Raw genomic sequence first — 24,539 nt, forward strand, 5'->3', positions numbered from 1 at the left:
ACTATCCCTTTCGGCCTAATGCCCAGGCCAAGTAGGGCGCACCGACCAGAGCTGCGAAAAGGCCAAGAGGCAATTCATAGGGGAAGGTCGCATTGCGCGAACCAAGATCGGCAATCACCATCAATAACGCACCAAGCACCGCCGAGGCGATCACATGCGACCGGGCCTGATCAAAGCCCATACGACGCGTCATATGCGGCGCCATCAGACCCACAAAGCTCAAAGGCCCGACCAGCAATGATGCAGCCGCACTTGCAATACAGGCCAGAAAAATTGTGAGCATCCGCGCCCCACGCACGGGTAAACCGAGCGAGATCGGAATGGTCTGTCCCAACGGCAGGATCGTCAGCCAGCGGGAAGCAAGCAATGCCAGCCCAATCACACCAAACGTCAACACAACAAGAAAGATCGCACTTTCAGGCGTTGCCGTGGCCGATGAGCCGCTAAGCCATGAAAGGATTTGCCATGAGCGCTGATCGCCGATGGAAAGGAAGATGCTCAGAATGGCTGAAGCGAGCGAACCAACCGAAATACCAGCGAGGAGCAAGCGTGCGGATGACAACCTTCTGCGGCTCGCAAAGCTCAAGACCACAAGCATGGCAATCAATGCGCCGATACCAGCGCAAAGCAGCAGTTGCGCATTGTTCGGTGCCGCAAAAATTGTGAGTGCTATGGCAAAGCCAATGCCTGCACCACCACTGACGCCGATCACTTCAGGGCTTGCAAGCGGATTACCGGTCAGGCGCTGCAGAACTGCGCCTGCCATGGCGAGCAGGCTTCCGGCAGCAGCGGCGGCCAGAAGACGGGGCCAGCGTAAAGGTAAAATCTCACGGAAGTCTTCGCCCGTCAGAAGCAACCAGCCCTGCGGTGTCCGCGTCAGTGCGAGAGCAAGAAAGGCAGCAACCAGCAGTGCTGCGAGTAGCACAACAAGTTTCACATTGGATGCACGCTTGACGATTTGCGCAGGCGAAGACTGTTGCGACGAGGCCGTCCGCACACGCGGAATAAGCCACAATAGCAAAGGCCCGCCGATGAGCGCGGTAACTGCCCCTGTCGGGAAAGTTTCGCCAAGATTAGCGCCGAAAAGCTGCACCGCACCGTCGCAAATCCAGAGGAGACACGCGCCTGCAAAGGGCGAGGCCAGCAGAATGGAACTCGGCTTTCTGACACCGAAGCCACGCGCGATTGCTGGCGCCGCAAGACCGATGAAACTGACAAGACCGACATTGGCAGCAACACTCGCGCTAAGAATCACGGCAACCGCAACGACCGTCACGCGAAGCCATGCCAACGGAACGCCCAGCGAGCGAGCGCTGCTATCGCCAAGGCCTGCGAGTGTCAGCGGGCGGCTCAGCATGATTGCAGCAATGAGGCAAACAAAGAATTGCAGCGCAAGCGCAATGGTCGATGACCAATCCTGTTGGCTCAGCGAACCACCATTCCATGTCACCAGCGACATGAGATACTGGCCCTGCGATAGCGTCATTGCAGCGGAGATTGCGCTGCACGTGACGCCAATCAGAAGACCGGAAACGACCATCGTGACCGGCTCAAGCCGATTGCGCCAGCCTAGCAGAAACACGATTGCAGTGGCCACGCCTGCACCGGAAAGCGCCACTATCCACCGAAACTGATCAAGTACGGTTGGGAAGAAAAGCGTTGCAGTTACGATCGCCAGCTGCGCACCCGACGACACACCCAGGGTCGAGGGGTCCGCAATCGGATTGTTCAAAAGCCGCTGTAACAAGGCACCAGCCAACCCTAGAGCTGCACCAGCAAAAATCGCCACCGATGCGCGTGGCAACAATGCATAGGCCAGAATGACCTGCTCGGTGCTCATACTTTGCGGATCAAATGGAAGCGCAGGCCACTCGCCAAATGGAAGAAAGGCGTTGGCGTTCCAGAGAAACAATCCAAGAGCAATAGCAACGCCGATTACGGCGCTCGAAGTGAGTTTGCCAATGGTCACAGGGATGTCTCCCCACTTGCCTGCAAGGCTTCTTTCAGAAGCCGGGCAAACCGCAACCCCGCAGTTATGCCGCCATAGGGATTGATATTATCAAGCATATAAACCCGGCCTTCTCGGACCGGCTTAAGCGACTGCCATATCACGCTGTTGCGCAGGCTGTTGCGCGATTCAACTGGAATATCCGAGATAATGACGATGCGAGCATCAGGGTTTGCTGCCAGATTTTCCAGCGGAACGGGGGCCGCAAATGTAAAGCGCGAGCGATCCGTCCAGGCGTTTGGCAGACCAAGCCGTTCCAGCACATCACCAAACATACTGTCATTGCCGAAAGCGCGGAAATGGCGCGCATCGCCAATATTGATCAGGTAGGTCGGGCGCGATGCAAAAGGCTTTAACGTCTCTTTGGTCTCGGCAATAAACTTCGCCTGAGCCTCAATAACACTTGAAGCTTTGGCGCTGAGTTCAAGCTTATCGCCTAGCGCCGTTACAGCTTGCAGCGACTTCTCATAGGGCCCCTCGCCGCGCACGTAAAACGGCAACGTCATGATCGGCGCCATCGATTTCATCGCCTCTTCATGCCGGGTATAGAAAGGGGAACTCAGGATCAGATCAGGCTTGAGCAGATAGAGCAGCTCGAAATTCGGTGAGCCACGCAGACCGAGATCGACAACCGAAGCAGGCAATTGCGGCTCAACCGCATCTTCACGAAACCGGATCAGCTCGGTTGCTGCAATTGGCGTGACACCCAATGCCACCAGACATTCGAGCATGGCCCAATCGATTGCCGCAATGCGTGCAAATGGGTTGGCCCGCGCCACATTTGGCAAAGCCAAAGCCGCCAGAAGGCCAAGAGCTTTCCGGCGGCTTAGTTTCAAATCAGAGAATATCGATCCGCGCTGCGGGTCTGTTACCATGTAAATGTCAGCTTGCTCATGTAGGTTCTGCCGTCACCATAGTTACATCCGAATGAACTGCAACTTGCGACATACTTCTTGTCCGCAATATTCTTGATATTCAGCGACGCTCTGATGCCATCCTTCTGATAGTGGATCGCAGCATCAGTCAAAGTGACCGCATCCAGATCATAGGTGTTTGCGGTATCTCCATAACGCTGGCCGATATAACGCACACCACCACCAACACCAAAACCTTCAAGCGCTGAACCTTCCTGGAAGGCATAATTCAGCCAGACGCTTGCCGCATGTTCTGGAACGTTTGCGGGGCGATTTCCGTCATCCTTGACGCCAACGATTTCCGCCTTCATGTATGTATAAGCTGTGCGCAGATCGAGGCCTTGGGCAAGACTGGCCACACCTTCAAGTTCCAGCCCCTTAACCTGTACTTCACCGATCTGTTCAGTAGTGGTTGTACCGTTGGGCAGAGAGACGGTATTTGGTACATTCTGCTGACGCAGGTCATAAACGGCTGCTGCAAAATAACCATCCCAGCCATTTGGCTGGTACTTTACGCCCGCTTCCCATTGCTTCCCGGTGGTCGGCTGTAGCACGCCAGCAGTCGCCGAAACAGCAACAGGTTCGAACGAGGTTGCATAGCTGACATAGGGCGCGATGCCATTGTCAAACACATAACCGAGGCCTGCGCGACCGCTCAGCTTCTGATCATCCTGATCAAGTGGTCGCGATATATTGGTGTTTCGGTTGGTCGAGGTGCCGCGTGTCGATGCCCAATCCTGACGCAACCCAACAGTCGCGCGCCAATTTTCATAGACGAGTTCGTCCTGTGCATAGATACCGACTTGCGTCATACGGGAATCGACTAGCGTGTTCACGGTTGGCTTTGCCGTCAGATACTTGATCGGGCCGCCATAAACAGGGTTGAAGGCGTCGAGTGGCGTCGCGCTCCAGAACTGGGTGCCAGCATTGTTGTCAAAGTAGCGGTAGTCGACGCCAGCAAGGAATTTGTGTTCCACCGGACCTGTATCGAACTCGGCGACAAGATTGTTATCGATGTTGAACGTGTTCAAACGCTCGTTCTGAACAGTTGCAGTCCTGTTGATGGTACGACCGTCCTTGGCAAGCCCAGTCGACGCCATACCAAGCGCCGTATAATCCCAGCGCTGATTGGTGTAGCGCGCATTTTGTCGGAAGGTCCACGTTTCATTGAGACGATGCTCAAGCTCATAGCCGAGATTGACGACGTTACGACTTGAATCATCATAGCTCGGATCGCCAACAGAGAAATCTCGCGGCAGGCTGTAGCTGGTCGCGTTCAGCGTAAGCTGTGGTGGCAGCCCCGAAGGTGAGCTTGGGTTGTCATGCTGAAAGCTGGTGAGGATCGTGAGCTTAGTGTCTTCATCGGGCTTCCACGTGAATGCAGGTGCGATAAAGTAACGATCATTGTCGAGATCGTCCGTCTGCGTGCCAGCCTTGCGCACCATGCCTGTGAAGCGATAGGCGAACTGGTCACTTTCCATAACCTGGCCACCCACATCGAAGAAGGTGCCGTAGGTGTTATAGCTGCCAGCCTGCACACCGATCTCGCCGAATTTCTCAAAGGTCGGGCGCTTGCTGATCATATTGATGAGACCGCCGGGATTGCCCTGACCGAACATCACCGAAGCCGGGCCACGCACAACTTCGATGCGCTCAAGCATATAAGGATCAACCGCTGAAGCACCCGCCGTGCGCATCAGGCGGAGACCATTGAGAAACTGCACCTGACGACCATCGAAACCACGGATCAGTGGCGAGTCAAACCGCGGATCAGAACCATAGGGCTCTGAAACCACGCCCGGTGTGTAGCCAAGTGCCTGTCCGAGGGTCTGTGCGTCCTGCGCCTTCAGCTGATCCGCCGTAATAACCGAAATCGACTGTGGGGTCTCGACCAGCGGAGTGCCGGTCTTGGTCGCGCTGATGCTGGTTTTGGCGACATAACCTTTGACGGGAGCTGTGGGATCTTCCGAACCGCTGTTCACGACAATCGGCGCAAGCACGGTGGGGCTCGTGGTTTCCTGCGCACGTGCTCCAACAATGGTGGCAACCGTCGCGCCGGAAAGCATGACAACCGATAATGCGTGGCGGTTTCGGGCCAGAATTTTCACTTTGATCCCCTCAAAATTTAAACTGGACCCTAATAATCATCTTTTCCCAATCTATCCAATAATTCAAGAGCGCATTTTTCATAAGTACGAATTATGATAATCAAAGCCGCCATTGTTTTGAATTATTCAAAGAAACAGCCATGCCCGATCCCCGCAGCAAGCTCCTCAAGTCCAAATCCTTTGAACTGCGTCATTTGCGCTATTTCTGTGCGCTTGTTGAGGAGAAAAACTTCGAACGCGCGGCCGCAAAACTCGGCATCGCACAACCGGGCTTGAGCCAGCAAATCATGGCTCTGGAAGCAATTTTGGGAGCGCCACTTCTGGACCGCTCTCGCCGCGCCGTTCAACTCACACAATCGGGCGAAGTGCTTTACCGTGAGGCCGTCAAAATCCTCATGCAAGTGGATGCGACGATGATTGCAGTCAATCGAGCCGGACGGGGGGAAATCGGCCAGATTTCCATCGGCTATGTCGCCTCTGCTGCGTATTCCGGCGTCGTGTTCGAGACCATTCACAAATTCAAGGAGGATTATCCCGGCGTGTCCGTCAATCTGGTCGAGATGGAGCTGCGGATGCAACTAACGCGCATTTCCGAGGGCTTGCTCGATATAGGTTTTGTACGCTGGCCCGCTCTTCTTCTGCCCGGACTGACGAGCCTTGTGGTAAGAAAGGAGCCGCTTGTTGCAGTGCTCAGCGAAACCCATCCGCTCGCGCACCAATCCACCATCGAACTGCCAACTTTAAAAGACGAGATTTTCATCACCCCGCGCCAGCCTGCTGATATAGGCTTTCATGGCACGACAATCGAAGCCTGTCACAGCGCAGGCTTTGAACCCAACATCAGCGCTCAAGCACTTGATTTCACCGAAATTGCGAGCCGCGCATCTATCGGGATGGGCGTGGCGCTTGCGCCAAAATCCTTGAGTGCTGTGGGCTTGCCCGGCATCCGATATATTGATGTGACAGGTATTCCAACCACATCTGATGTGGCGCTGGCTTTCCGTAAAAGCGAGGCATCGCAGGCGGTTAAGAGTTTCATCGCCATGTGCCGACGCATGGGGCTCTAAAGATTGCCATTCTCCAGAATGAAATCCACAACCTCCTGCACGCCCTTGCCGCGATGCAGATCGGTGAATCCATAAGGACGCTTGCCACGCATCCGCACAGCGTCGCCATTCATGATATCGAGATCAACATGAACATAGGGCGCAAGATCGCTCTTGTTGATGACGAGAAAGTCAGACCGCGTAATGCCCGGTCCGCCTTTGCGCGGTATTTCCTCGCCCTGACAAACTGAAATCACATAAAGCGTCAGATCCGCGAGATCGGGCGAGAATGTTGCTGCAAGGTTGTCGCCACCAGATTCGATGAAAACGATATCCAGATCAGGAAACCGCTTGTTCATCTCGGCAATCGCCTGAAGATTGATTGAAGCATCTTCGCGGATCGCCGTGTGCGGACACCCGCCTGTCTCCACACCCATGATGCGATCTTCGGACAAGGCCTGATGTTTGGCGAGAATGAGCGCATCCTCCCGCGTGTAAATATCGTTTGTAATGACTGCGATCGAATATTTCTCACGCAAGGCCTTGCAGAGTTTTTCCGTTAAAGTCGTCTTTCCCGAGCCAACGGGGCCACCGATACCAACGCGCAAAGGTCCGTTTTTCTGTGTCATGAGCGGAAAAGCCTCGAATGCTGTATTTCATGTTTCATGGCCATGATTTCAGCAAGAAATGTTGCCGAACCAAGGTCATCCAATGTGGATTGAGCAGCCCTTGCAGCCGTCGTAACAAGCGTTGGCTCCATAGCTGCCATCAGGCTTATGACACCCGTTTGCCCGGTAACGGAAAGCCGGATGGATGCTTGCAGAAGATTGATGCAAAAAGCCTGAAGGTAGGCGCTCAGTGCCAATCCCAGCGGAATACCGTGCGCGCCGGACACTGCACCCACCGCAACAGGATAAGCGCATTCAGACGGCAGGCGTCTGAAAACTGCATGATCCCAAGTTTTGGCAGCCACCAGAAATGCCGAGCCTTGCAGCATGGTTTCCATGTCCCGTTCGTGTGAACCTGTCAGTGCTGCGCCAAGCTCCGCCACCTCCTGAAGATCGCCACCTGAAACGGCCTGTCGCCAGCTTTCGGCAAATAGCACCGCATCGTTCCAGCCAGACCCATAGCTGACCAGCGATTGCAACCAGTCCCTCAGACTCTCAACGCCACTGACCAAACCATCATGAACCGCACGTTCCAGCCCATTGCTATAGCTGAACGAGCCCACCGGAAAGACCGGCGAAAGCCAAGCCATCAAGCGCAGCAAAGCAATGTTCTGATCAGTCGTGATCGTGGTGGTGATGGTCATGGTGGTGATGCTGGTGATCATGTGCGGAATGCCCGCCCGAATAGGCTCCCCGCAATGGGCTGAAGATTTCAACGGTATCGATGACTTTGGCGCCAAGCCCTTCAAGCATCGCCTTGATTACGTGATCCCGCAGAATGAAGATGCGATCCGGTTCAATCTGTGCCTCCAAGTGCCGATTTCCAATGTGCCATGCAAGTTCGGCTATATGGAGTGCATCACGACCCCGAACCTCATAAAGCGCCTCTCGGGCGGCACGAATTTCGATCTCGCGCCCATCTTCCAGCACCAACCGGTCGCCATGGTCGAGCACCACCGGCTCTGCAAAATCCAGAAAGATTTTCTCACCGTCTTCAAGCGCTATGGCTTTGCGGCGCAGATGACGCTCATCGCGTTCGAGGATTACATGTCCCGCAGGGACAGCATCGATCACTTCATGAGCGCGGATTATCGACTTTACTTCTAACATTTCAAACCTTCAAAACAGGAAGTAGCGTTGTGCCATGGGGACGACATCGACCGGCTCGCAGGTCAAAAGCTCGCCATTGGCCCGCACTTCGTAGGTTTCTGGATCAACTTCCATCTCTGGCATCGCATTGTTCAAAATCATCGAGCGTTTGCCAATACCATCGCGCGTATTTTTGACCGCAATCATCTGCTTGTCGACGCCAATCGACTCCCGCAAACCGGCACTCATCGCGGCTTCAGATACAAATGTTACCGAGCTGTTGGTGCGCGCCTTGCCGAACGAGCCGAACATAGGCCTGTAATGCATGGGTTGCGGCGTGGGGATAGAAGCATTCGGGTCGCCCATCGGGGCAGTCGCGATCCAACCGCCAAGCAATACGAAATCTGGCTTCACGCCAAAGAATGCCGGATTCCACAACACCAGATCGGCGCGCTTTCCAACTTCCACCGAACCAATCTCATGCGACATGCCATGCGCAATTGCCGGGTTGATCGTATATTTCGCAACATACCGACGGGCACGGTAATTATCATTGCCTGGTACATCTTCAGAGAGTGCGCCTCGTTGCCGCTTCATCTTGTCGGCGGTTTGCCAGCAGCGAATAATCATTTCGCCGACACGACCCATGGCCTGACTGTCGGACGAGATGATCGAGAAAGCACCCATGTCATGCAGAATATCTTCCGCGGCGATTGTTTCTTTACGGATGCGACTTTCAGCAAAGGCTATGTCTTCAGGAATGGACGGTGACAGGTGATGGCAGACCATCAGCATATCGAGATGTTCGGCCACGGTGTTCACCGTATAAGGCCGTGTCGGGTTGGTCGAAGCGGGCAATACGTTCGGATATTGGCAGACTCGTATGATATCGGGTGCGTGCCCGCCACCTGCACCTTCCGTGTGAAATGAATGGATCGTACGACCTTTGAAAGCAGCAAGCGTATCTTCGACAAAGCCCGATTCATTGAGCGTGTCGGTGTGGATTGCCACCTGCACATCAAACCGGTCCGCGACAGCAAGGCAATTGTCGATAGAGGCCGGGGTCGTTCCCCAGTCCTCATGCAGTTTCAGACCGCACGCACCAGCAAGCACCATTTCTTCGAGAGCGCCCGGCAGCGAAGCATTGCCCTTGCCAAACACGCCGAAATTCATCGCCATGCCGTCAAAGGACTGGATGAGACGGGCAATGTTCCACGGCCCGGGCGTGCAGGTGGTTGCAAGCGTGCCATGCGCAGGACCAGTGCCGCCGCCAACCATGCAGGTGACGCCGGAAGTGAGTGCTTCTTCCACCTGCTGCGGTGAAATGAAGTGAATGTGCGAATCGATTGCGCCAGCTGTGAGGATACGGCCTTCGCCTGCGATAATCTCCGTACCCGGCCCAATGATAATCGTCACGCCCGGTTGGGTATCAGGATTGCCAGCTTTACCGATGCCCGCAATGCGCCCATTCATCAACCCGACATCGGCCTTGTAGATGCCGGTATGATCGAGAATCAGCGCATTGGTGATGACGGTATCCATCGCGCCTTGAGCGCGTGACAACTGGCTTTGCCCCATGCCGTCACGGATAACCTTACCGCCGCCGAATTTAACTTCTTCACCATAAACGGTCAGGTCCTTCTCAACTTCAATGAACAGCTCCGTATCGGCAAGCCTAACCTTGTCGCCGGTCGTTGGCCCGAACATCTGCGCATAAGTGGCGCGACTAATTCTGGCTGGCATGGGATTCCCCTTTTTCCTAGATTAGAGCCTGCCCATGACAAGCTGACGGAAACCATAAATTTCGCGTTTCCCGCTGATCGGCACCAGCGTGACATCACGCTCCTGTCCCGGCTCGAAACGAACTGCGGTTCCCGCTGCAATATCGAGCCTAAAACCCCGCGCTTGTTCGCGATCGAAAGACAGTGCAGCATTGACCTCATAGAAATGATAATGGCTACCAACCTGAATGGGACGATCACCCGTATTGGCAACCTTGAGAGTGATCGTCGGCTGGCCTTGATTGAGCTCTATGTCGCCATCGGCGGTAATGATTTCTCCGGGTATCATCGCTCACCTCACCCAGCCATCAGCATGAGACCGCCAAGCGCTGTCGCACCACCTGCAACGCGCAATACAAGGCGTCCGTTTTGTCCGGTCATCAAACGCCCCGCTGCAAGGCCTACGCCAATGCCTGCGGCATGAAGCAGGATCGTCGCGAGAGCAAATCCAGACCCATAGGAGAGGAAAGCCGCTCCACCGATTTCACCACCATGGGCATGGCCATGGAAGAATGCGAAGAAGCCAACAATCATGGCACCAGCAACAGCCGAAACCGGAAGTGCTAAAGCAACCAAAAGACCAATCACAACCACCGACGTGAGAATAACCGGTTCAACGAACGGAACCGGCAGACCCGCGAGTGCCGCAACAAAACCGAACAACATCACGCCGACAAAGGCGGCAGGGACAGCGAACAGCGCCCGCCCGCCAAGCATTGCAGCCCAGAGACCGACTGCCACCATAGCCAATATATGGTCAACCCCTGAAATCGGATGCGTGAAGCCCGCAGCAAATGAGCCATGCTCCGCAGGGTTCAGATGCGCAAAAGCCGGACTTGCCGTGAGCGCCATTGCTGTTGCAAGAAGTATCGATTTCTTCATGTTCATTCTCTCTTTTATGTCTTCTTGCTCTAGTATGGCGAACCCGAAATTCGGGTTCCAAGTCATACTGGTAGAATATTGAACCTAGTGTGGTTTACGGATTTGAAGTTCCTAAACGTGGATGCAACACAAATGATCGGAACTTCAAATCCACCACACTAGCGAATTGGTTCGTGTATGGTGACTAGCTTGGTGCCATCCGGGAAAGTTGCCTCGACTTGAATGTCGTGGATCATCTCGGCCACACCTTTCATCACCTGCTCACGCGTAATCACATGCGCTCCAGCTTCCATGAGATCGGCTACAGAGCGCCCATCTCTTGCGCCCTCAACGACAAAATCACTGATGAGTGCAATTGCTTCGGGATGGTTGAGTTTTACACCTCGCTCCAGACGACGACGTGCGACCACGGCGGCCATCGCGATCAAAAGCTTGTCTTTTTCTCTCGGCGTCAAATTCATAACTTTGTTCCAAATCGTTTTTCATGAAAGGCGGCACAGCCACACCCGGCTTAAATTGACCAAACTTTAGGCAGCGCTGCCTTTCCATTAAGCAGCACCAACAACGGCACCAACCGTTTGCGTAGTTCATAGCTATCGCGCGCAATGAGCCGAACAATCAGCTTGGATGCCTGATTTGCCACCACGATGCTGCAACCGCCATTCTCACCGGCAATCGTCCGCGCCGCATCAAGATGCCGGCCCGCGTCATCCGAAACCATCAAAACCGTGGCAATTGCCAACGCCTGATTTGCTACCGCGCGCGCCTGCAGTTGCTCCGCAACGTCAGGCCCAAGGCGCAATTCTTCTGCATGAACCAATCGCCCTTCCTGTCGCACACGCCAGCGATCATGAAACAAGGCGCGCTCAACCGTTTCGCCCATGGCGAGACGCCCGAACACATTTGCTTCCACGATCAGAAGCTCAGCAGCTTTCTCCATCTCGACATCAAGCCTGCGTGTGATTGCAGACTGGTTGAACAAAATGGTTTCCTGTGGGAGCCATGCAAGACGCGTGCCTTTTGCGAGTTTGAGACTTGTTGCAATGCGAGCCTCGCCGCCGCCGGAACGATAGATCCGTTCGCAAGCTTGTGTGGTGACAACAGCAGATGCGTTTTCGCTCAGTTCCACATCCCATCTCAGGCGGTCTCCCCCAGTCAGCCCACCGGACGTATTGATGAGGATTGCCTCGAGCGGATCAGCCGCCGTTCGCGGCATGCGAATCTTGGCTGCCCCCTCCTGATAAAGCTTTGCAATCCGCGTACGGCCATCCTTGAACTGAAGCGACAATTGCCCCAGCCCACTCACGCGCTGCGTCGAAAGCGCTTTCAGATGATCAGTTGTTATTGTCATGTTCCGATGATGCTCTCGCCTTGTCGTTTTAAGGAAGCGAATTTCATGCCAAAGGAGCGACCATCTATATTGAACAAAAAAACCCGCCTTCAATTCTGAAAGCGGGTTTTGTTTTTTCTGAATGACGTTTAGAGCGCCATGCGTCCTTTCGGACGCATGGCGCTCTAAACTATTTAGTCTACGCATCGTGCTTTTCAAAGATCGATTTCGATTTTTGGCCGATGCTGTTGGCCTATTCTGGCTTGATCGTCTTGAGAAGATCGGCAATCGACACTTCGACTGTTGGACGAATATCTTTGCGCCAAAGGGCAAAAGCCACATTGGCTTCAATAAAGCCGGACTTTGAACCGCAGTCGAATGTGCGGCCATGATAATCGAAGCCGAAGAACTTCTGCGCATCGGCAAGCTTCAGCATTGCGTCGGTCAGCTGGATTTCATTGCCAGCACCCTTTTCCTGCTTGCTCAGCAGTTCAAAGATTTCCGGCTGAAGAATATAGCGGCCATTGATATAAAGATTGGAAGGGGCGGTACCCTTGGCAGGCTTTTCAACCATCTGGTTGATTTCAAAGCCGTTGCCGATCGCACTGCCTTTGCCGACGATGCCGTATTTATGGGCTTCCTCGGGATCGCATTCTTGCACGGCAATGACATTGCCTCCGGTCTGCTCATAAAGCTCGACCATTTCCTTAAGGCAACCCTTCTTCGACTGCATGACCATATCTGGCAAAAGCAGTGCAAAAGGCTCATCGCCGACCAGTTCGCGTGCACACCAGACCGCATGGCCAAGGCCGAGTGGAACCTGCTGGCGGGTGAAGCTGGTGGTGCCTGGCTGCGGCTGCAATTCCTGCAGATGCTCAAGCTCCGCCGTCTTGCCGCGTTCAGCCAGGGTCGAATAGAGCTCGACCTGTGCATCGAAATAATCCTCGATGACAGCCTTGTTGCGTCCAGTGACGAAAATCAGATGTTCGATACCCGCTTCGCGTGCCTCGTCCACCACATATTGGATGACAGGCTTGTCGACAACGGTGAGCATTTCCTTGGGGATGGACTTGGTCGCTGGAAGAAAGCGGGTCCCAAGACCGGCGACGGGGAAAACTGCCTTACGGATTTTGCGGATCGAACTCATTCGTCTCCTCGATTTTTTTCACTAACACGGTTGTGCTATCAAAGCATTGAAACCATTGCATTTCAAATAGGGCGTTTTCATTAAGGAATGACGAAGTTCCGTCTTTTCCCCCATCACATTCGATGACCTTACCTTAATCTTACTTGATTCAAAAATTCCGCAAAACTTTCTGCATTTTTTTCGACGATTTCGGCATGGTAAACCAAATGCTAACCTGGAGCCTCTAATGTGAACCTGAAAAGGGTCGGCCCCAAATTCAACACTGGATAGTATTAACAACTTGATGCAATCTGATTGAAGCAGGCCCGGCATGACAGGCAACTCGCCGTTCGACACGGCAGAAACATGATTGCAGAAGGGAAACACAGAATGCTGCGATTTCCATTCACTCTGGGACGAGGAATGCGCGCCAAGATTACAGCGACCGTTGCGGTGGCAATGCTCGTGTCTGGCCTGACAACAGGCAGCGCTTTCGCTGATGCTAATTTCCGAAAATGGGTCTCCAGTTTCCGCACCACAGCTATCCAGAATGGCGTATCTCCATCGACGTTCGACCGTGCGTTCAGGGGCGTCGATTCGCCCGATCCTGAAGTGCTGCGCAAGGCGCGCTTTCAGCCAGAGTTCAACGAGCCTGTCTGGAACTATATCGACAATCGCGTGAATGAGCATTCCGTGGCTGTCGGCCAGAGCATGGCGAAAAAATGGGGTCCATGGCTCCAGCGCATCGAACAGCGCTTCTCTGTAGACCGTAATATCCTGCTGGCCATCTGGTCGATGGAAAGCAATTACGGCGAGATCCTCAAGCGTGACGATGTCATGATGGACACGATCCGTTCGCTCGCCACACTGGCCTATGCTGACCAGCGTCGTGCCAAGTTTGGCCGCACGCAGCTCATTGCCGCGATGAAAATTCTCCAGACCGGCGATATTGACCGTGGACACCTGACCGGTTCGTGGGCAGGTGCGATGGGACATACCCAGTTCATCCCGACGAGCTATCAGGCCTATGCGGTCGACATGGACGGTAATGGCAAGCGCGATATCTGGAATTCGGTTCCTGATGCGCTCGGCACTGCTGCAAATCTTCTGCATCGCAATGGTTGGCAACCGGGCCGCACATGGGGCTATGAAGTTGTGCTTCCTGCCGGTCGCAAATTCCCATCTGGTTCACTTTCAGCCGCCGAGTGGCAGAGACTGGGTGTCGTTCGTGCCAATGGCCGTCCTTTCCCGGATGCCAATGAGAAAGTTACACTGAAAGTCCTCGACGGACGTCAGGGACCGGCTTTCCTGATGGCCAAGAACTTCTCCGTCATCAAGCGCTATAATAATGCAGATAAATACGCTCTTGCCGTTGGCCTGCTTGCAGATCGTATCGGTGGTTATCAGGGCCTGCGTCAGGACTGGAACCGTCCTTTCACGCCAATCACGATGAATGAGCGCGAAGAACTGCAGACGCATCTCAAAGCGCTCGGCTATTACGATGGCAAGATCGACGGCAAGATTGGCTCGACATCACGCAAAGCCATCGAAGCTTTCCAGCAGCGAAATGGCCTGCAGCCCGACGGACATCCGAGCGCGGAAGTGCTTTCGGTTCTCCGCCGCCGTTAACAGCCGCTTTAAAGCAAAGGAGCGTACATTGGATGTACGCTCCTTTTTGTTTTTGGCGAAGGGCGTTACAATCCTCAACGCAGGAAGGTGAAACCAATGCAGGCAAGGCAGTTCAAAAGCTCAGCAGGCAGCGTTGTAATGACAGCGCTCGTTGCCTTCGCAATGATACTGACCGCCTTGTCTTCCGTATCGGCACAGGAACGACCCCGCACGATTTTTGATCTTCTGTTCGGACCAAAGCAAGTCCAGCCGCAACGCCAATATGAACAGCCGCGCCCGCAACGCGTGCGCCCCGCAAAGCCCAAACGTGCGCCCAAGGCCACCACTCCGGCTGCGCGATCTGCGAATGTTCCCGCTCCGAAGCCCGAAGTGAATTTCGTTGAAAAGAATCCCGATGCCAAAAAGGTACTGGTTGTCGGCGACTTCATTGGCAATGGTTTGGCGGAAGGGCTGGACATCGCCTTTGCGTCCAGCGCCGACATGCGGATCGTGAGCCGCATCAATGGTTCATCCGGCTTTGTGCGCGATGACCATTTTGACTGGCCTGCAAGTATCGGTAAAATTCTCGACGAGGAGAAGCCTGCAGCCGTGGTCGTGATGATTGGGTCAAACGACCGCCAAGCGATTACCGTCAAAGGGCAGAGTTTGGCCGCTCGTTCGCCGGAATGGACTGCCGAATATCAAAGTCGCGTTTCCAAATTCATGAAGGAAATCACGGATAAAAACTATCCGCTGATCTGGGTTGGACAGCCACCATTCCGTCCTCGCGGCATGTCGCAGGATATGCTGGCACTTAATGAAATCTACCGCACCACATCCGAAAAGGCTGGCGCCAAATTTATCGATGTTTGGGATGGCTTTGTCGATGAGGAAGGCAATTTCAGCCAGACCGGGTTTGATATCAACGGCCAGACCGCGCGTTTGCGCGGCAATGACGGCATCAACACCACATCTGCTGGCAAACGCAAGCTTGCCTTCTACGCAGAGAAGCCTTTGAAAGCTTTGTTCGGGGGCAATAAGGATAGCGAACAATTGCTCCCCACGGCAGGAACACAGGACCCTTCAAAGCCTGTAGACCGCATTGCGCCGGTGAGTCTGCGCGACATTGATCGAGACAATAGCGGTGTTTTGTTGGGTGGAGCGCTGGCCTCTCGCAAGAAGGACGATAAAAAGCCGTCCAGCGAGCACAAAACTGCCCCCGGCCGCGCTGATGATTTTTCCTGGCCACAAAAAAGCGTAAACCCCTGAATAATTAGATTATTATCGACCAAGTTCTCATTCTGCGACAACAAATGCCGTGAAATATGCGGTATTTCTCAGCCTAAATGCTATATTTCTCGAGGTTCACATTTCAGATCTCCTCGTCTATCAGAAGATCGCGCAGTCCAATCTGGCCGTGAAGCATTTCCAGCAAAAGTGCGAAGCGGTTTTGCGTTGGATAATGCGTAAAAATAAACAGTGAGACGCGGTTCCAAAGATTCAGTCTTAACTGGAATTGCTCCAAGCGCGTCGCTGCATTGCATAAGAGGCATCTGAATGAATATTGCATCGAAGCCTCCCGTTGAGAACAACCGGGAGGAGGAACCCCATCTTGCACGCAATCTGTCCAATCGACACCTCCAGCTGATCGCCATTGGCGGCGCTATTGGTACTGGCCTTTTCATGGGCTCAGGCAAGACCATCTCGCTCGCCGGACCATCCATTCTGCTGGTTTACGCGATTATCGGCTTCATGCTGTTTTTCGTGATGCGCGCGTTGGGTGAAATTCTTCTGTCCAATCTCGAATATCGCTCCTTTGCCGATTTCGCAGGCGATTATCTCGGCCCTTGGGCGCAATTCTTCACCGGATGGACATACTGGCTCTGCTGGATTGTGACCGGCATCGCCGATGTGGTGGCTGTTTCAGGCTATGTATCATTCTGGTATCCAGAATTGGCACTCTGGGTCCCAGCGCTTGGCCTGATTGGAGTGCTACTGCTGCTGAACCTGCCAAATGTGCGCAATTTCGGTGAAATCGAATTCTGGTTCGCGCTCATTAAGATCATTGCCATCGTCGCCCTGATCATCGCAGGCGTTTACATGCTTTCGACGAGCTTCATGCTGCCAAATGGCACCAAGGCATCGGTTGAACATCTCTGGGCACATGGTGGGTTCTTCCCCAACGGCTTCTTCGGTTTTGTGGCGGGCTTCCAGATAGCTGTTTTCGCATTCGTCGGTATTGAGCTGGTCGGCACGGCTGCAGCCGAAACCGAAAATCCGATGCGCAATCTGCCGAAGGCGATCAACTCGATCCCGATCCGTGTCGTGCTTTTCTATGTTGGCGCATTGTTCGTCATCATCACGGTCATTCCTTGGAATCAGGTTGATCCGAACTCCAGCCCGTTCGTAGCAATGTTCTCACTTGCGGGCCTCGGCATCGCCGCGCATGTCGTGAATTTCGTGGTGCTGACCTCGGCAACCTCGAGTGCCAATTCCGGGATCTACTCGACCTCGCGCATGATCTATGGTCTGGCGACCTCGCGTCTGGCTCCGGGCCTGCTCGGCAAGCTTAACAGCCGCAAAGTACCAGTGAATGCGCTGTTCTTTTCCTGCATCTTCCTGCTTGCAGGCGTTGTTCTGCTTTATGCAGGCAAAAGCATCATCGAAGCTTTTACAATCGTTACGACAATTTCAGCGCTTCTGTTCATCTTCATCTGGTCGATCATTCTGGCGTCTTACATACAGTATCGCCGCAAGCGTCCTGACCTGCATGAAAAGTCGACCTTTAAGCTGCCTGGTGGTCGAGCTTCCGTTGTGATGGTCTTTGCCTTCTTCGCCTTCATCCTTTGGGCACTGGCACAAGAACCTGATACCGCTGTCGCTCTGAAAGTAACGCCTGTTTGGTTCGTATTCCTTGCCGTCGTCTATCTGATAATTCGCAAGAAACGCCATCGAAGCTAACGCGCCTCCCGAAAAGTGGAAACCGGTTTTCGGACCAAGATGCGCGTACAAAAAAATAACAAAAAAGCCCGGCTTAGAGCCGGGCTTTTTATTGAAATGCAGTTCGAATTAACGGGGAAGAACAGACGATCCCATCAGATCTGCGTCGATCGCATGGGCTGCCTGACGGCCTTCACGAATTGCCCAGACAACCAGCGACTGGCCGCGACGGACGTCGCCTGCTGCATAGAGCTTGTCGACATTGGTGCGGTAGTCTTGCTCATTGGCTTTCACGGAAGTTCCGCCGCGGCGATCCGTTGCGATCTCCAGCTTCTCGCCAAGTTCCTTCACCACGCTGTTTTCTGCCGGACCGAAGAAGCCGATAGCGATGAACGCGAGATCAGCCTTAATGAAGAATTCAGAGCCTGCAATCGGCTTGCGCTTGTCATCGACCTGACAGCACTTCACATGGGTAAGCTTGCCGTCTTCACCGATGAATTCGAGTGTCGCCACCTGAAACTCGCGGTTTGCACCTTCTGCCTGACTGGAAGAAGTCCGCATTTTTGTGGCCCAATAAGGCCAGACGCTAAGCTTGTCTTCTCTTTCAGGCGGCTGCGGGCGAATATCGAGCTGCGTGACATTGACCGCGCCCTGACGGAAAGCTGTTCCGACGCAGTCGGAAGCCGTATCACCACCGCCAACAACAACAATATGCTTACCACCGGCGAGAATTGGTGCTTCATGCCAAGCGACCGATTCAATATTCTCGCGGCCAACGCGACGGTTCTGCTGAACGAGATAAGGCATAGCATCATGAACGCCTTCAAGGTCTGCACCCGGAATGCCAGCAGGACGCGGCTTTTCTGAACCACCTGAATAAAGCACGGCATCATAAGTATCGAGCAGGCCGCGCAACGGCTTGTCCACGCCGATATTCACGCCGCAAAGGAAGCGAACGCCTTCACCTTCCATTTGCGTGACGCGGCGGTCGATCAGGTGCTTTTCCATCTTGAAGTCAGGAATGCCATAACGCAGCAGACCACCTGGACGGCTTTCGCGTTCATAAACATCGACCATGTGACCAGCACGTGCAAGCTGCTGTGCGGCAGCAAGACCTGCAGGGCCTGAACCAATGATAGCGACCGACTTGCCCGTCTTCTGGGCTGCTGGCTGGGGCACGATATGGCCAAGCTCATAGGCCTTGTCGCCCAGCGCCTGTTCAACAGTCTTGATTGCCACCGGCGTATCTTCGAGGTTCAGCGTGCAGGCTTCCTCGCAAGGAGCCGGGCAAACGCGGCCGGTGAACTCCGGAAAGTTGTTGGTCAGATGCAGGTTGCGGATCGCCTGATCCCAGTTGTTGTTATAGACGAGATCGTTCCAGTCAGGGATCTGATTGTGCACAGGGCAACCCGTTGGACCATGGCAGAACGGAATGCCGCAATCCATGCAACGGGCCGCCTGCTTCTGCACTTCACCATCCGTCATTGGGAGAGTGAATTCGCGGAAGTGACGAATGCGATCCGATGCTGGCTGGTACTTTGCTACCTGCCGATCAATCTCAAGAAAACCAGTTACCTTACCCATTTTATGCTCCTCTCACAGCGTGAGATTCAGGGGGCTATTCGCCATTTCAGGCGCACGAGCACCGCTTTTAATAATAATTACTCAGCTGCAACGCCGATCTGCATGCGCTCCATCTCTTCCAGAGCACGGCGATATTCGACCGGCATGACCTTCACGAATTTCGGGCGATAACTCTCCCAATTATCGAGAATGTCCTTGGCACGCGTTGAGCCGGTGTAATGCAGATGATTGGCAATCAACTGCACCAGACGTTCTTCGTCATGGCGCGTCATGTTTGCTGAGACATCCACACGGCCCTTGTGCATCAGATCGCCGCCGTGATGGTGCAGCTTTTCAAGGATATCATCCTCTTCCGGCACCGGCTCCAGCTCGACCATCGCCATATTGCAGCGCTGTGCAAAGTCACCGACTTCATCAAGCACATAAGCAACGCCGCCCGACATGCCTGCTGCGAAGTTACGGCCAGTCTGACCTATAACCACGACGACGCCACCGGTCATATATTCGCAGCCGTGGTCGCCCACGCCTTCAACAACCGTAACGGCACCGGAGTTACGCACTGCAAAACGCTCGCCTGCCACACCGCGGAAATAGCACTCGCCTTCGAGCGCGCCGTAAAGCACGGTATTGCCTGCAATGATCGAGTCTTCGGCTACAATACGCGTATCTTCTGGCGGACGTATGACAATACGGCCACCCGAAAGGCCCTTACCGACATAGTCGTTACCATCACCGATCAGCTCGAACGAAATACCGCGGGCAAGGAATGCACCGAAGGACTGACCAGCCGTGCCGCGCAGGGTAACGGCAATCGTATCTTCCGGCAAACCCTTGTGGCGGAAACGCTTGGCCACTTCGCCTGAAAGCATTGCACCTGCCGAACGGTCGACGTTCTTAATGTCGACGTCGATCTTGACCGGTGTTTTGTCTTCCAGCGCAGGCATGGCTTGTGCAATCAACGTGCGATCGAGAACGTCGTCAATCGGATGATGCTGACGTTCGGTCCAGTAGATTTCGTGCTTTTCGGCTTCCGGCTTGTAGAAGATACGGCTGAAGTCTAGACCCTTGGCCTTCCAATGATCGATCATGTCCTGCTTTTCCAGAAGATCGGTTTCACCGATAATCTGTTCAAGCTTGGTAAAGCCCATTTCAGCCAGCAATGCGCGCACTTCTTCAGCCAGATAGAAGAAGAAGTTGATGACATGCTCTGGTGTGCCCTTGAACCGCTTGCGCAAAACAGGGTCTTGCGTGGCAACGCCGACAGGACAAGTGTTGAGATGGCACTTGCGCATCATGATGCAGCCGGCTGCAATCAGCGGAGCAGTCGAGAAACCGAACTCGTCGGCACCGAGCAGCGCACCGATAATCACGTCGCGACCCGTACGAAGACCGCCATCGACCTGAAGCGCGATGCGCGAACGAAGGCCGTTCAGCACCAATGTCTGGTGGGTTTCGGCAAGGCCAATTTCCCATGGCGAACCGGCATGCTTGAGCGAGGTCAGCGGAGACGCACCCGTGCCGCCATCATAACCCGAAACGGTGATGTGATCGGCGCGTGCCTTAGCAACACCGGCGGCAACCGTACCAACACCCACTTCCGACACCAGCTTGACCGAAATATCGGCAACCGGGTTGACGTTCTTCAGATCGTAGATGAGCTGTGCCAGATCTTCGATCGAATAGATGTCGTGGTGCGGAGGAGGCGAAATAAGACCAACGCCCGGCGTCGAGTGACGGGTCTTTGCAATCGTCGCATCGACCTTATGGCCCGGTAACTGACCGCCTTCACCAGGCTTTGCGCCCTGCGCAACCTTGATCTGGATCATGTCCGAATTAACGAGATATTCTGCCGTCACACCGAAACGGCCCGATGCTACCTGCTTGATCGCAGAGCGTTCAGGGTTTGGCGTACCATCCGGCAACGGATAGAACCGATCTGGCTCTTCGCCACCTTCACCCGTGTTCGACTTGCCGCCAATCTTGTTCATGGCGCGTGCAAGCGTCGTGTGTGCTTCGCGCGAGATGGAGCCGAAAGACATGGCGCCAGTAGAGAACCGCTTGACGATATCGACCGCCGATTCAACCTCGTCAATGGACACTGGTTCTTTGCCACGCCCCTTTGCAAAGCGAATATCGAACAGGCCACGAATGGTCTTTGCCTGTGCCGACTTGGAGTCGAGCATGGAAGTATATTCGGTGAACGTTTCCGGGTTTGACGTGCGAACGGCGTGCTGCAGCTTTGCAACCGCATCGGGCGACCAGAGATGCGCTTCGCCACGCATACGGTAGGCATATTCGCCACCCACTTCGAGTGCTGTCAGCAGAACCGGGTCATTGCCAAACGCGTCGGTATGACGACGAACTGTTTCTTCCGCGATTTCTTCCAGACCAACGCCTTCGATGCTCGTAGCCGTGCCGAAGAAGAACTGATCGACAAAGCGTGTCTGCAAGCCGACAGCATCAAAAATCTGCGCACCGCAATAAGACTGGTAGGTCGAGATGCCCATCTTGGACATGACCTTGAGAATGCCCTTGCCGATCGACTTGATGTAGCGCTTGACCACTTCATATTCATCGACTTCCGGCGGGAATTCGCGGCGGCGATGCATGTCGAGCAGCGTGTCGAAGGCGAGATATGGGTTGATCGCTTCTGCACCATAGCCTGCAAGACAAGCAAAGTGATGCACTTCTCGCGGCTCGCCTGATTCAACAACCAGACCGACCGATGTACGCAGACCCTTGCGGATCAAGTGATGGTGGACCGCAGCCGTTGCCAGCAGAGCTGGGATCGGAATGCGATCTGGACCGACCTGACGATCCGACAGGATGACGATGTTATAACCGCCATGCACGGCAGCTTCTGCGCGGTCGCAAAGGCGCTCAATCGCACCATGCATGCCAGCCGCGCCTTCACCTGTGTTATAGGTGATGTCGAGCGTCTTGGTATCGAAGCGATCTTCCGTATGACCGATGGAGCGTATCTTTTCGAGATCGCCATTGGTCAGGATTGGCTGACGCACTTCCAGACGCTTGCGGCGCGAGGTGCCAACCAGATCGAAGATGTTCGGGCGCGGACCGATGAACGAGACAAGGCTCATCACAAGCTCTTCGCGGATCGGATCAATCGGTGGGTTCGTAACCTGCGCGAAGTTCTGCTTGAAATAGGTGTAAAGCAGCTTCGACTTGTCGGACATCGCCGAAATCGGCGTATCCGTGCCCATCGAACCGATGGCTTCCTGACCGGTGGTGGCCATTGGCGACATCAGAAGCTTGGTGTCTTCCTGGCTGTAACCGAATGACTGCTGACGATCGAGCAGGCTCACATCCTTGCGCAGAGCGCGTGGTTCGACCGGGTTCAGATCTTCCAGAATAAGCTGTGTGTTAGCAAGCCACTGCTTGTAAGGATGCTTCTGCGCGATCTGGGACTTGATTTCCTCGTCCGAGACAATGCGGCCTTCTTCCATATCGATAAGCAGCATACGGCCCGGCTGAAGACGCCACTTCTTGACGACCTTCTTTTCTTCGACTGGCAGAACACCCGCTTCAGAAGCCAGAATGACAAAATCATCATCCGTCACAAGATAACGGGCAGGACGCAGACCATTGCGGTCAAGCGTAGCGCCAATCTGGCGACCATCGGTGAAAGCAACCGCAGCAGGGCCGTCCCATGGCTCCATGAGCGCTGCATGATATTCGTAGAACGCGCGGCGTTCATCTGACATCAGCTTGTTGCCCGACCATGCTTCCGGGATCAGCATCATCATTGCATGCGCAAGGCTATAACCACCCTGATGCAGGAATTCGAGCGCATTGTCGAAGCAGGCCGTATCCGACTGACCTTCATAGGAGATAGGCCAGAGCTTGGAAATGTCGTTGCCGAACAGCTCCGAGTCCACCGATGCCTGACGAGCAGCCATCCAGTTGACGTTACCGCGCAGCGTGTTGATTTCACCGTTATGCGCGACCATGCGATATGGATGCGCCAGACGCCATGATGGGAACGTGTTGGTCGAGAAGCGCTGGTGAACCAGCGCCACAGCGCTTTCAAAGCGCGGATCCTTCAGGTCGTTGTAATAGCTGCCGACCTGATAGGCCAGGAACATGCCCTTATAGACAACCGTGCGCGCCGACATGGAGACAATATAGAAGCCCTTATCGTCGCCATCGTTTTCCTGATAGATGCGGTTGGAAATGACCTTGCGCAACACGAACAGTCGACGTTCAAAATCATCATCGGATTCAATTGTTGCACTGCGTCCGATGAAAACCTGAACGTGGAATGGTTCGGTCGCGGCGATATCGGGTGCCTTTGACAGCGAAGAGTTATCGACCGGAACCTGACGGAAACCGATGAACGTCTGGCCTTCAGCGGCAATGACTTCCTTGACGATCTCTTCGATGTGCGCGCGCAATTCTGCATCGCGCGGCAGGAAGAGATAGCCTACGGCATAATGGCCCGGCTGTGGCAGGTCGATGCCCTGACGCGCCATTTCTTCGCGGAAGAAACGATCCGGAATCTGGACAAGCATACCCGCTCCGTCGCCCATCAAAGGGTCGGCGCCAACCGCACCACGATGGGTGAGGTTTTCAAGCATCTTGAGACCGTTTTCAACGATCTGATGAGACTTCTGGCCTTTCATATGCGCGATGAAGCCGACGCCGCAGGCGTCATGTTCATTACGCGGGTTATAAAGGCCTTGGGCGGGGGGAGTACCCGCCGAAGTTCGCGCCGTTTTTCGGGTTGCGTTGGTGGAATTGGTCGCAGCTTTGACCGTTCCGTTCTGACCGTTGTGTAAATCCACATGCGATACAGATGGCGTCAAATGCGGCATCGTCATTCCCTCCAGTGAGCGCGCAACCCTGCGCGATACGATAATGAACCGGAACGGCTATTCGTTCCGAACTGTTTTAGTTGCGCATCTCATCCGAAAACCGCTCTGCACTTTTCGGGATGCGCTTTGACTTCTGTGTATGGAAAGCCTTATCGAAAAGGCGGTGGACGACGTTCCATGGCCGATGGCTGAACCATCGAGAGGAATATTGCTTTCTCGCCTTAGTCTTTCAGGCTCGACAAGCGACCTCGGCCCACCATGGCGGCGCACCAAACTCCCCTGTCTCATTAAGCATCGCATTCTGCCGGGTTATCCCGATCTGCGCGGCACTTTCTTTCTGCAACTGACGGAAGCTTTGACAAGAAACCTGACGATCACAGTGATGAATTGGACAGCAAGGGTGAATTAGTCAGCATTGCTGTCCTAATCACGTATGACAGAATTCAAATTCGCTCACAAGATGGAAACATGATTTTTTCGAGCCGATTGCGAAACAAAGTGTCGCAGACATTCACTATTGCATTATTTAATTACGTTTGACGCCGGTTGCGTCAGTTTGGCGCGCCTGGCGCTGCTCACAGGAAGCTCTAAAAAGTGACAGACGCTGCTCGCTTTTTAGCGTC

Annotated in this window: 19 protein-coding genes; 5 read left to right on the forward strand and 14 right to left on the reverse strand. The window is 54.3% G+C overall.

The window, feature by feature from the left end:
* Nucleotide 1: 1 nt before the first annotated feature.
* Genes fhuB through OIV19_RS13975 form a run of 3 tightly spaced genes read right to left on the reverse strand, consistent with a single transcriptional unit; the run spans nucleotide 2 to nucleotide 4,988 of the window.
* Nucleotides 2–1,969 (reverse strand): Fe(3+)-hydroxamate ABC transporter permease FhuB, encoded by a 1,968-nt coding sequence (fhuB, locus tag OIV19_RS13965; RefSeq protein WP_498831049.1) that lies wholly within the window; start codon nucleotides 1,967–1,969, stop codon nucleotides 2–4.
* Nucleotides 1,966–2,883: an iron-siderophore ABC transporter substrate-binding protein gene (locus OIV19_RS13970; protein ID WP_264232012.1), complete on the reverse strand. Its 918-nt coding sequence runs from the start codon at nucleotides 2,881–2,883 to the stop codon at nucleotides 1,966–1,968. Before OIV19_RS13970 ends, fhuB begins: the two co-directional genes overlap by 4 nt.
* On the reverse strand, nucleotides 2,877–4,988 hold the full coding sequence (locus OIV19_RS13975) for a TonB-dependent siderophore receptor (protein WP_498831051.1): 2,112 nt from the start codon (nucleotides 4,986–4,988) through the stop codon (nucleotides 2,877–2,879). The genes OIV19_RS13970 and OIV19_RS13975 overlap by 7 nt, the downstream gene beginning before the upstream one ends.
* A 182-nt stretch (nucleotides 4,989–5,170) precedes the next feature.
* On the opposite strand from OIV19_RS13975, the gene OIV19_RS13980 reads away from it, so the two are divergent.
* A complete protein-coding gene (locus OIV19_RS13980; RefSeq protein ID WP_264232014.1) occupies nucleotides 5,171–6,097 on the forward strand; it encodes a LysR family transcriptional regulator in 927 nt (308 codons plus the stop codon).
* On the opposite strand, the gene ureG is transcribed toward OIV19_RS13980, so the two are convergent.
* From ureG to galU, 9 genes are all read right to left on the reverse strand, one after another.
* A complete protein-coding gene (ureG, locus tag OIV19_RS13985; RefSeq protein ID WP_151093053.1) occupies nucleotides 6,094–6,705 on the reverse strand; it encodes an urease accessory protein UreG in 612 nt (203 codons plus the stop codon). The two genes, OIV19_RS13980 and ureG, sit on opposite strands and share 4 nt — an antisense overlap.
* Nucleotides 6,702–7,388, reverse strand: a complete 687-nt coding sequence (locus OIV19_RS13990) for an urease accessory protein UreF (protein ID WP_264232032.1) — start codon at nucleotides 7,386–7,388, stop codon at nucleotides 6,702–6,704. Before OIV19_RS13990 ends, ureG begins: the two co-directional genes overlap by 4 nt.
* Nucleotides 7,360–7,854 carry an urease accessory protein UreE gene (gene ureE / locus OIV19_RS13995; protein ID WP_264232015.1) on the reverse strand — a complete coding sequence of 165 codons (495 nt, stop codon included), beginning with the start codon at nucleotides 7,852–7,854 and terminating at the stop codon, nucleotides 7,360–7,362. Before ureE ends, OIV19_RS13990 begins: the two co-directional genes overlap by 29 nt.
* 9 nt (nucleotides 7,855–7,863) lie before the next feature.
* Nucleotides 7,864–9,576 (reverse strand): urease subunit alpha, encoded by a 1,713-nt coding sequence (gene ureC / locus OIV19_RS14000; protein WP_264232016.1) that lies wholly within the window; start codon nucleotides 9,574–9,576, stop codon nucleotides 7,864–7,866.
* Nucleotides 9,577–9,597: 21 nt separating this feature from the next.
* Nucleotides 9,598–9,903 (reverse strand): urease subunit beta, encoded by a 306-nt coding sequence (locus OIV19_RS14005; RefSeq protein ID WP_264232017.1) that lies wholly within the window; start codon nucleotides 9,901–9,903, stop codon nucleotides 9,598–9,600.
* Nucleotides 9,904–9,911: 8 nt separating this feature from the next.
* A complete protein-coding gene (locus OIV19_RS14010) occupies nucleotides 9,912–10,496 on the reverse strand; it encodes a HupE/UreJ family protein (protein ID WP_264232018.1) in 585 nt (194 codons plus the stop codon).
* Nucleotides 10,497–10,654: 158 nt separating this feature from the next.
* The gene (locus tag OIV19_RS14015; RefSeq protein WP_264232019.1) at nucleotides 10,655–10,957 is read right to left on the reverse strand and encodes an urease subunit gamma; all 303 of its coding nucleotides are present in this window, start codon (nucleotides 10,955–10,957) and stop codon (nucleotides 10,655–10,657) included.
* A gap of 50 nt (nucleotides 10,958–11,007) precedes the next feature.
* Nucleotides 11,008–11,847 (reverse strand): urease accessory protein UreD, encoded by an 840-nt coding sequence (locus OIV19_RS14020; protein WP_264232020.1) that lies wholly within the window; start codon nucleotides 11,845–11,847, stop codon nucleotides 11,008–11,010.
* A 232-nt stretch (nucleotides 11,848–12,079) separates the two neighbouring features.
* Nucleotides 12,080–12,973, reverse strand: a complete 894-nt coding sequence (gene galU / locus OIV19_RS14025; protein WP_151093067.1) for a UTP--glucose-1-phosphate uridylyltransferase GalU — start codon at nucleotides 12,971–12,973, stop codon at nucleotides 12,080–12,082.
* A gap of 369 nt (nucleotides 12,974–13,342) precedes the next feature.
* Between galU and OIV19_RS14030 the strand changes: the two genes are divergently transcribed.
* The 3 genes from OIV19_RS14030 to OIV19_RS14040 all read left to right on the forward strand — a co-directional run bounded on the left by OIV19_RS14030 (nucleotide 13,343) and on the right by OIV19_RS14040 (nucleotide 17,521).
* Nucleotides 13,343–14,581 carry a lytic murein transglycosylase gene (locus OIV19_RS14030; protein WP_151093069.1) on the forward strand — a complete coding sequence of 413 codons (1,239 nt, stop codon included), beginning with the start codon at nucleotides 13,343–13,345 and terminating at the stop codon, nucleotides 14,579–14,581.
* Nucleotides 14,582–14,677: 96 nt separating this feature from the next.
* Nucleotides 14,678–15,829 carry a DUF459 domain-containing protein gene (locus OIV19_RS14035; protein WP_498831050.1) on the forward strand — a complete coding sequence of 384 codons (1,152 nt, stop codon included), beginning with the start codon at nucleotides 14,678–14,680 and terminating at the stop codon, nucleotides 15,827–15,829.
* A gap of 288 nt (nucleotides 15,830–16,117) precedes the next feature.
* A complete protein-coding gene (locus OIV19_RS14040; RefSeq protein WP_264232022.1) occupies nucleotides 16,118–17,521 on the forward strand; it encodes an amino acid permease in 1,404 nt (467 codons plus the stop codon).
* A gap of 108 nt (nucleotides 17,522–17,629) precedes the next feature.
* Here OIV19_RS14040 and OIV19_RS14045 read toward each other — a convergent pair whose 3' ends face one another.
* Both OIV19_RS14045 and gltB read right to left on the reverse strand, forming a co-directional pair.
* Nucleotides 17,630–19,084, reverse strand: coding sequence for a glutamate synthase subunit beta (locus OIV19_RS14045; RefSeq protein WP_151093075.1), 1,455 nt, complete (start codon nucleotides 19,082–19,084; stop codon nucleotides 17,630–17,632).
* A gap of 77 nt (nucleotides 19,085–19,161) precedes the next feature.
* A complete protein-coding gene (gene gltB, locus OIV19_RS14050) occupies nucleotides 19,162–23,916 on the reverse strand; it encodes a glutamate synthase large subunit (RefSeq protein WP_264232023.1) in 4,755 nt (1,584 codons plus the stop codon).
* Nucleotides 23,917–24,055: 139 nt separating this feature from the next.
* Here gltB and OIV19_RS14055 point away from each other — a divergent pair, with 139 nt between their 5' ends.
* Entirely contained in the window at nucleotides 24,056–24,325 is a 270-nt protein-coding gene (locus tag OIV19_RS14055) for a hypothetical protein (RefSeq protein WP_151093079.1), read from the forward strand.
* Nucleotides 24,326–24,539: the final 214 nt, after the last annotated feature.

This window comes from Brucella sp. HL-2 (assembly GCF_025846885.2).
GTDB lineage: Bacteria > Pseudomonadota > Alphaproteobacteria > Rhizobiales > Rhizobiaceae > Brucella > Brucella quorumnocens.

Coding starts and splice junctions, on each gene's coding strand:
- OIV19_RS13970 (WP_264232012.1), bottom strand. CDS start 2,883: ATGGTAACAGACCCGCAGCGCGGATCGATATTCTCTGATTTGAAACTA.
- OIV19_RS13975 (WP_498831051.1), bottom strand. CDS start 4,988: ATGCTTTCCGGCGCGACGGTTGCCACCATTGTTGGAGCACGTGCGCAG.
- OIV19_RS13980 (WP_264232014.1), top strand. CDS start 5,171: ATGCCCGATCCCCGCAGCAAGCTCCTCAAGTCCAAATCCTTTGAACTG.
- ureG (WP_151093053.1), bottom strand. CDS start 6,705: ATGACACAGAAAAACGGACCTTTGCGCGTTGGTATCGGTGGCCCCGTT.
- OIV19_RS13990 (WP_264232032.1), bottom strand. CDS start 7,388: ATGACCATCACCACCACGATCACGACTGATCAGAACATTGCTTTGCTG.
- ureE (WP_264232015.1), bottom strand. CDS start 7,854: ATGTTAGAAGTAAAGTCGATAATCCGCGCTCATGAAGTGATCGATGCT.
- ureC (WP_264232016.1), bottom strand. CDS start 9,576: ATGCCAGCCAGAATTAGTCGCGCCACTTATGCGCAGATGTTCGGGCCA.
- OIV19_RS14005 (WP_264232017.1), bottom strand. CDS start 9,903: ATGATACCCGGAGAAATCATTACCGCCGATGGCGACATAGAGCTCAAT.
- OIV19_RS14010 (WP_264232018.1), bottom strand. CDS start 10,496: ATGAAGAAATCGATACTTCTTGCAACAGCAATGGCGCTCACGGCAAGT.
- OIV19_RS14015 (WP_264232019.1), bottom strand. CDS start 10,957: ATGAATTTGACGCCGAGAGAAAAAGACAAGCTTTTGATCGCGATGGCC.
- OIV19_RS14020 (WP_264232020.1), bottom strand. CDS start 11,847: ATGACAATAACAACTGATCATCTGAAAGCGCTTTCGACGCAGCGCGTG.
- galU (WP_151093067.1), bottom strand. CDS start 12,973: ATGAGTTCGATCCGCAAAATCCGTAAGGCAGTTTTCCCCGTCGCCGGT.
- OIV19_RS14030 (WP_151093069.1), top strand. CDS start 13,343: ATGCTGCGATTTCCATTCACTCTGGGACGAGGAATGCGCGCCAAGATT.
- OIV19_RS14035 (WP_498831050.1), top strand. CDS start 14,678: ATGCAGGCAAGGCAGTTCAAAAGCTCAGCAGGCAGCGTTGTAATGACA.
- OIV19_RS14040 (WP_264232022.1), top strand. CDS start 16,118: ATGAATATTGCATCGAAGCCTCCCGTTGAGAACAACCGGGAGGAGGAA.
- OIV19_RS14045 (WP_151093075.1), bottom strand. CDS start 19,084: ATGGGTAAGGTAACTGGTTTTCTTGAGATTGATCGGCAGGTAGCAAAG.
- gltB (WP_264232023.1), bottom strand. CDS start 23,916: ATGCCGCATTTGACGCCATCTGTATCGCATGTGGATTTACACAACGGT.
- OIV19_RS14055 (WP_151093079.1), top strand. CDS start 24,056: ATGGAAAGCCTTATCGAAAAGGCGGTGGACGACGTTCCATGGCCGATG.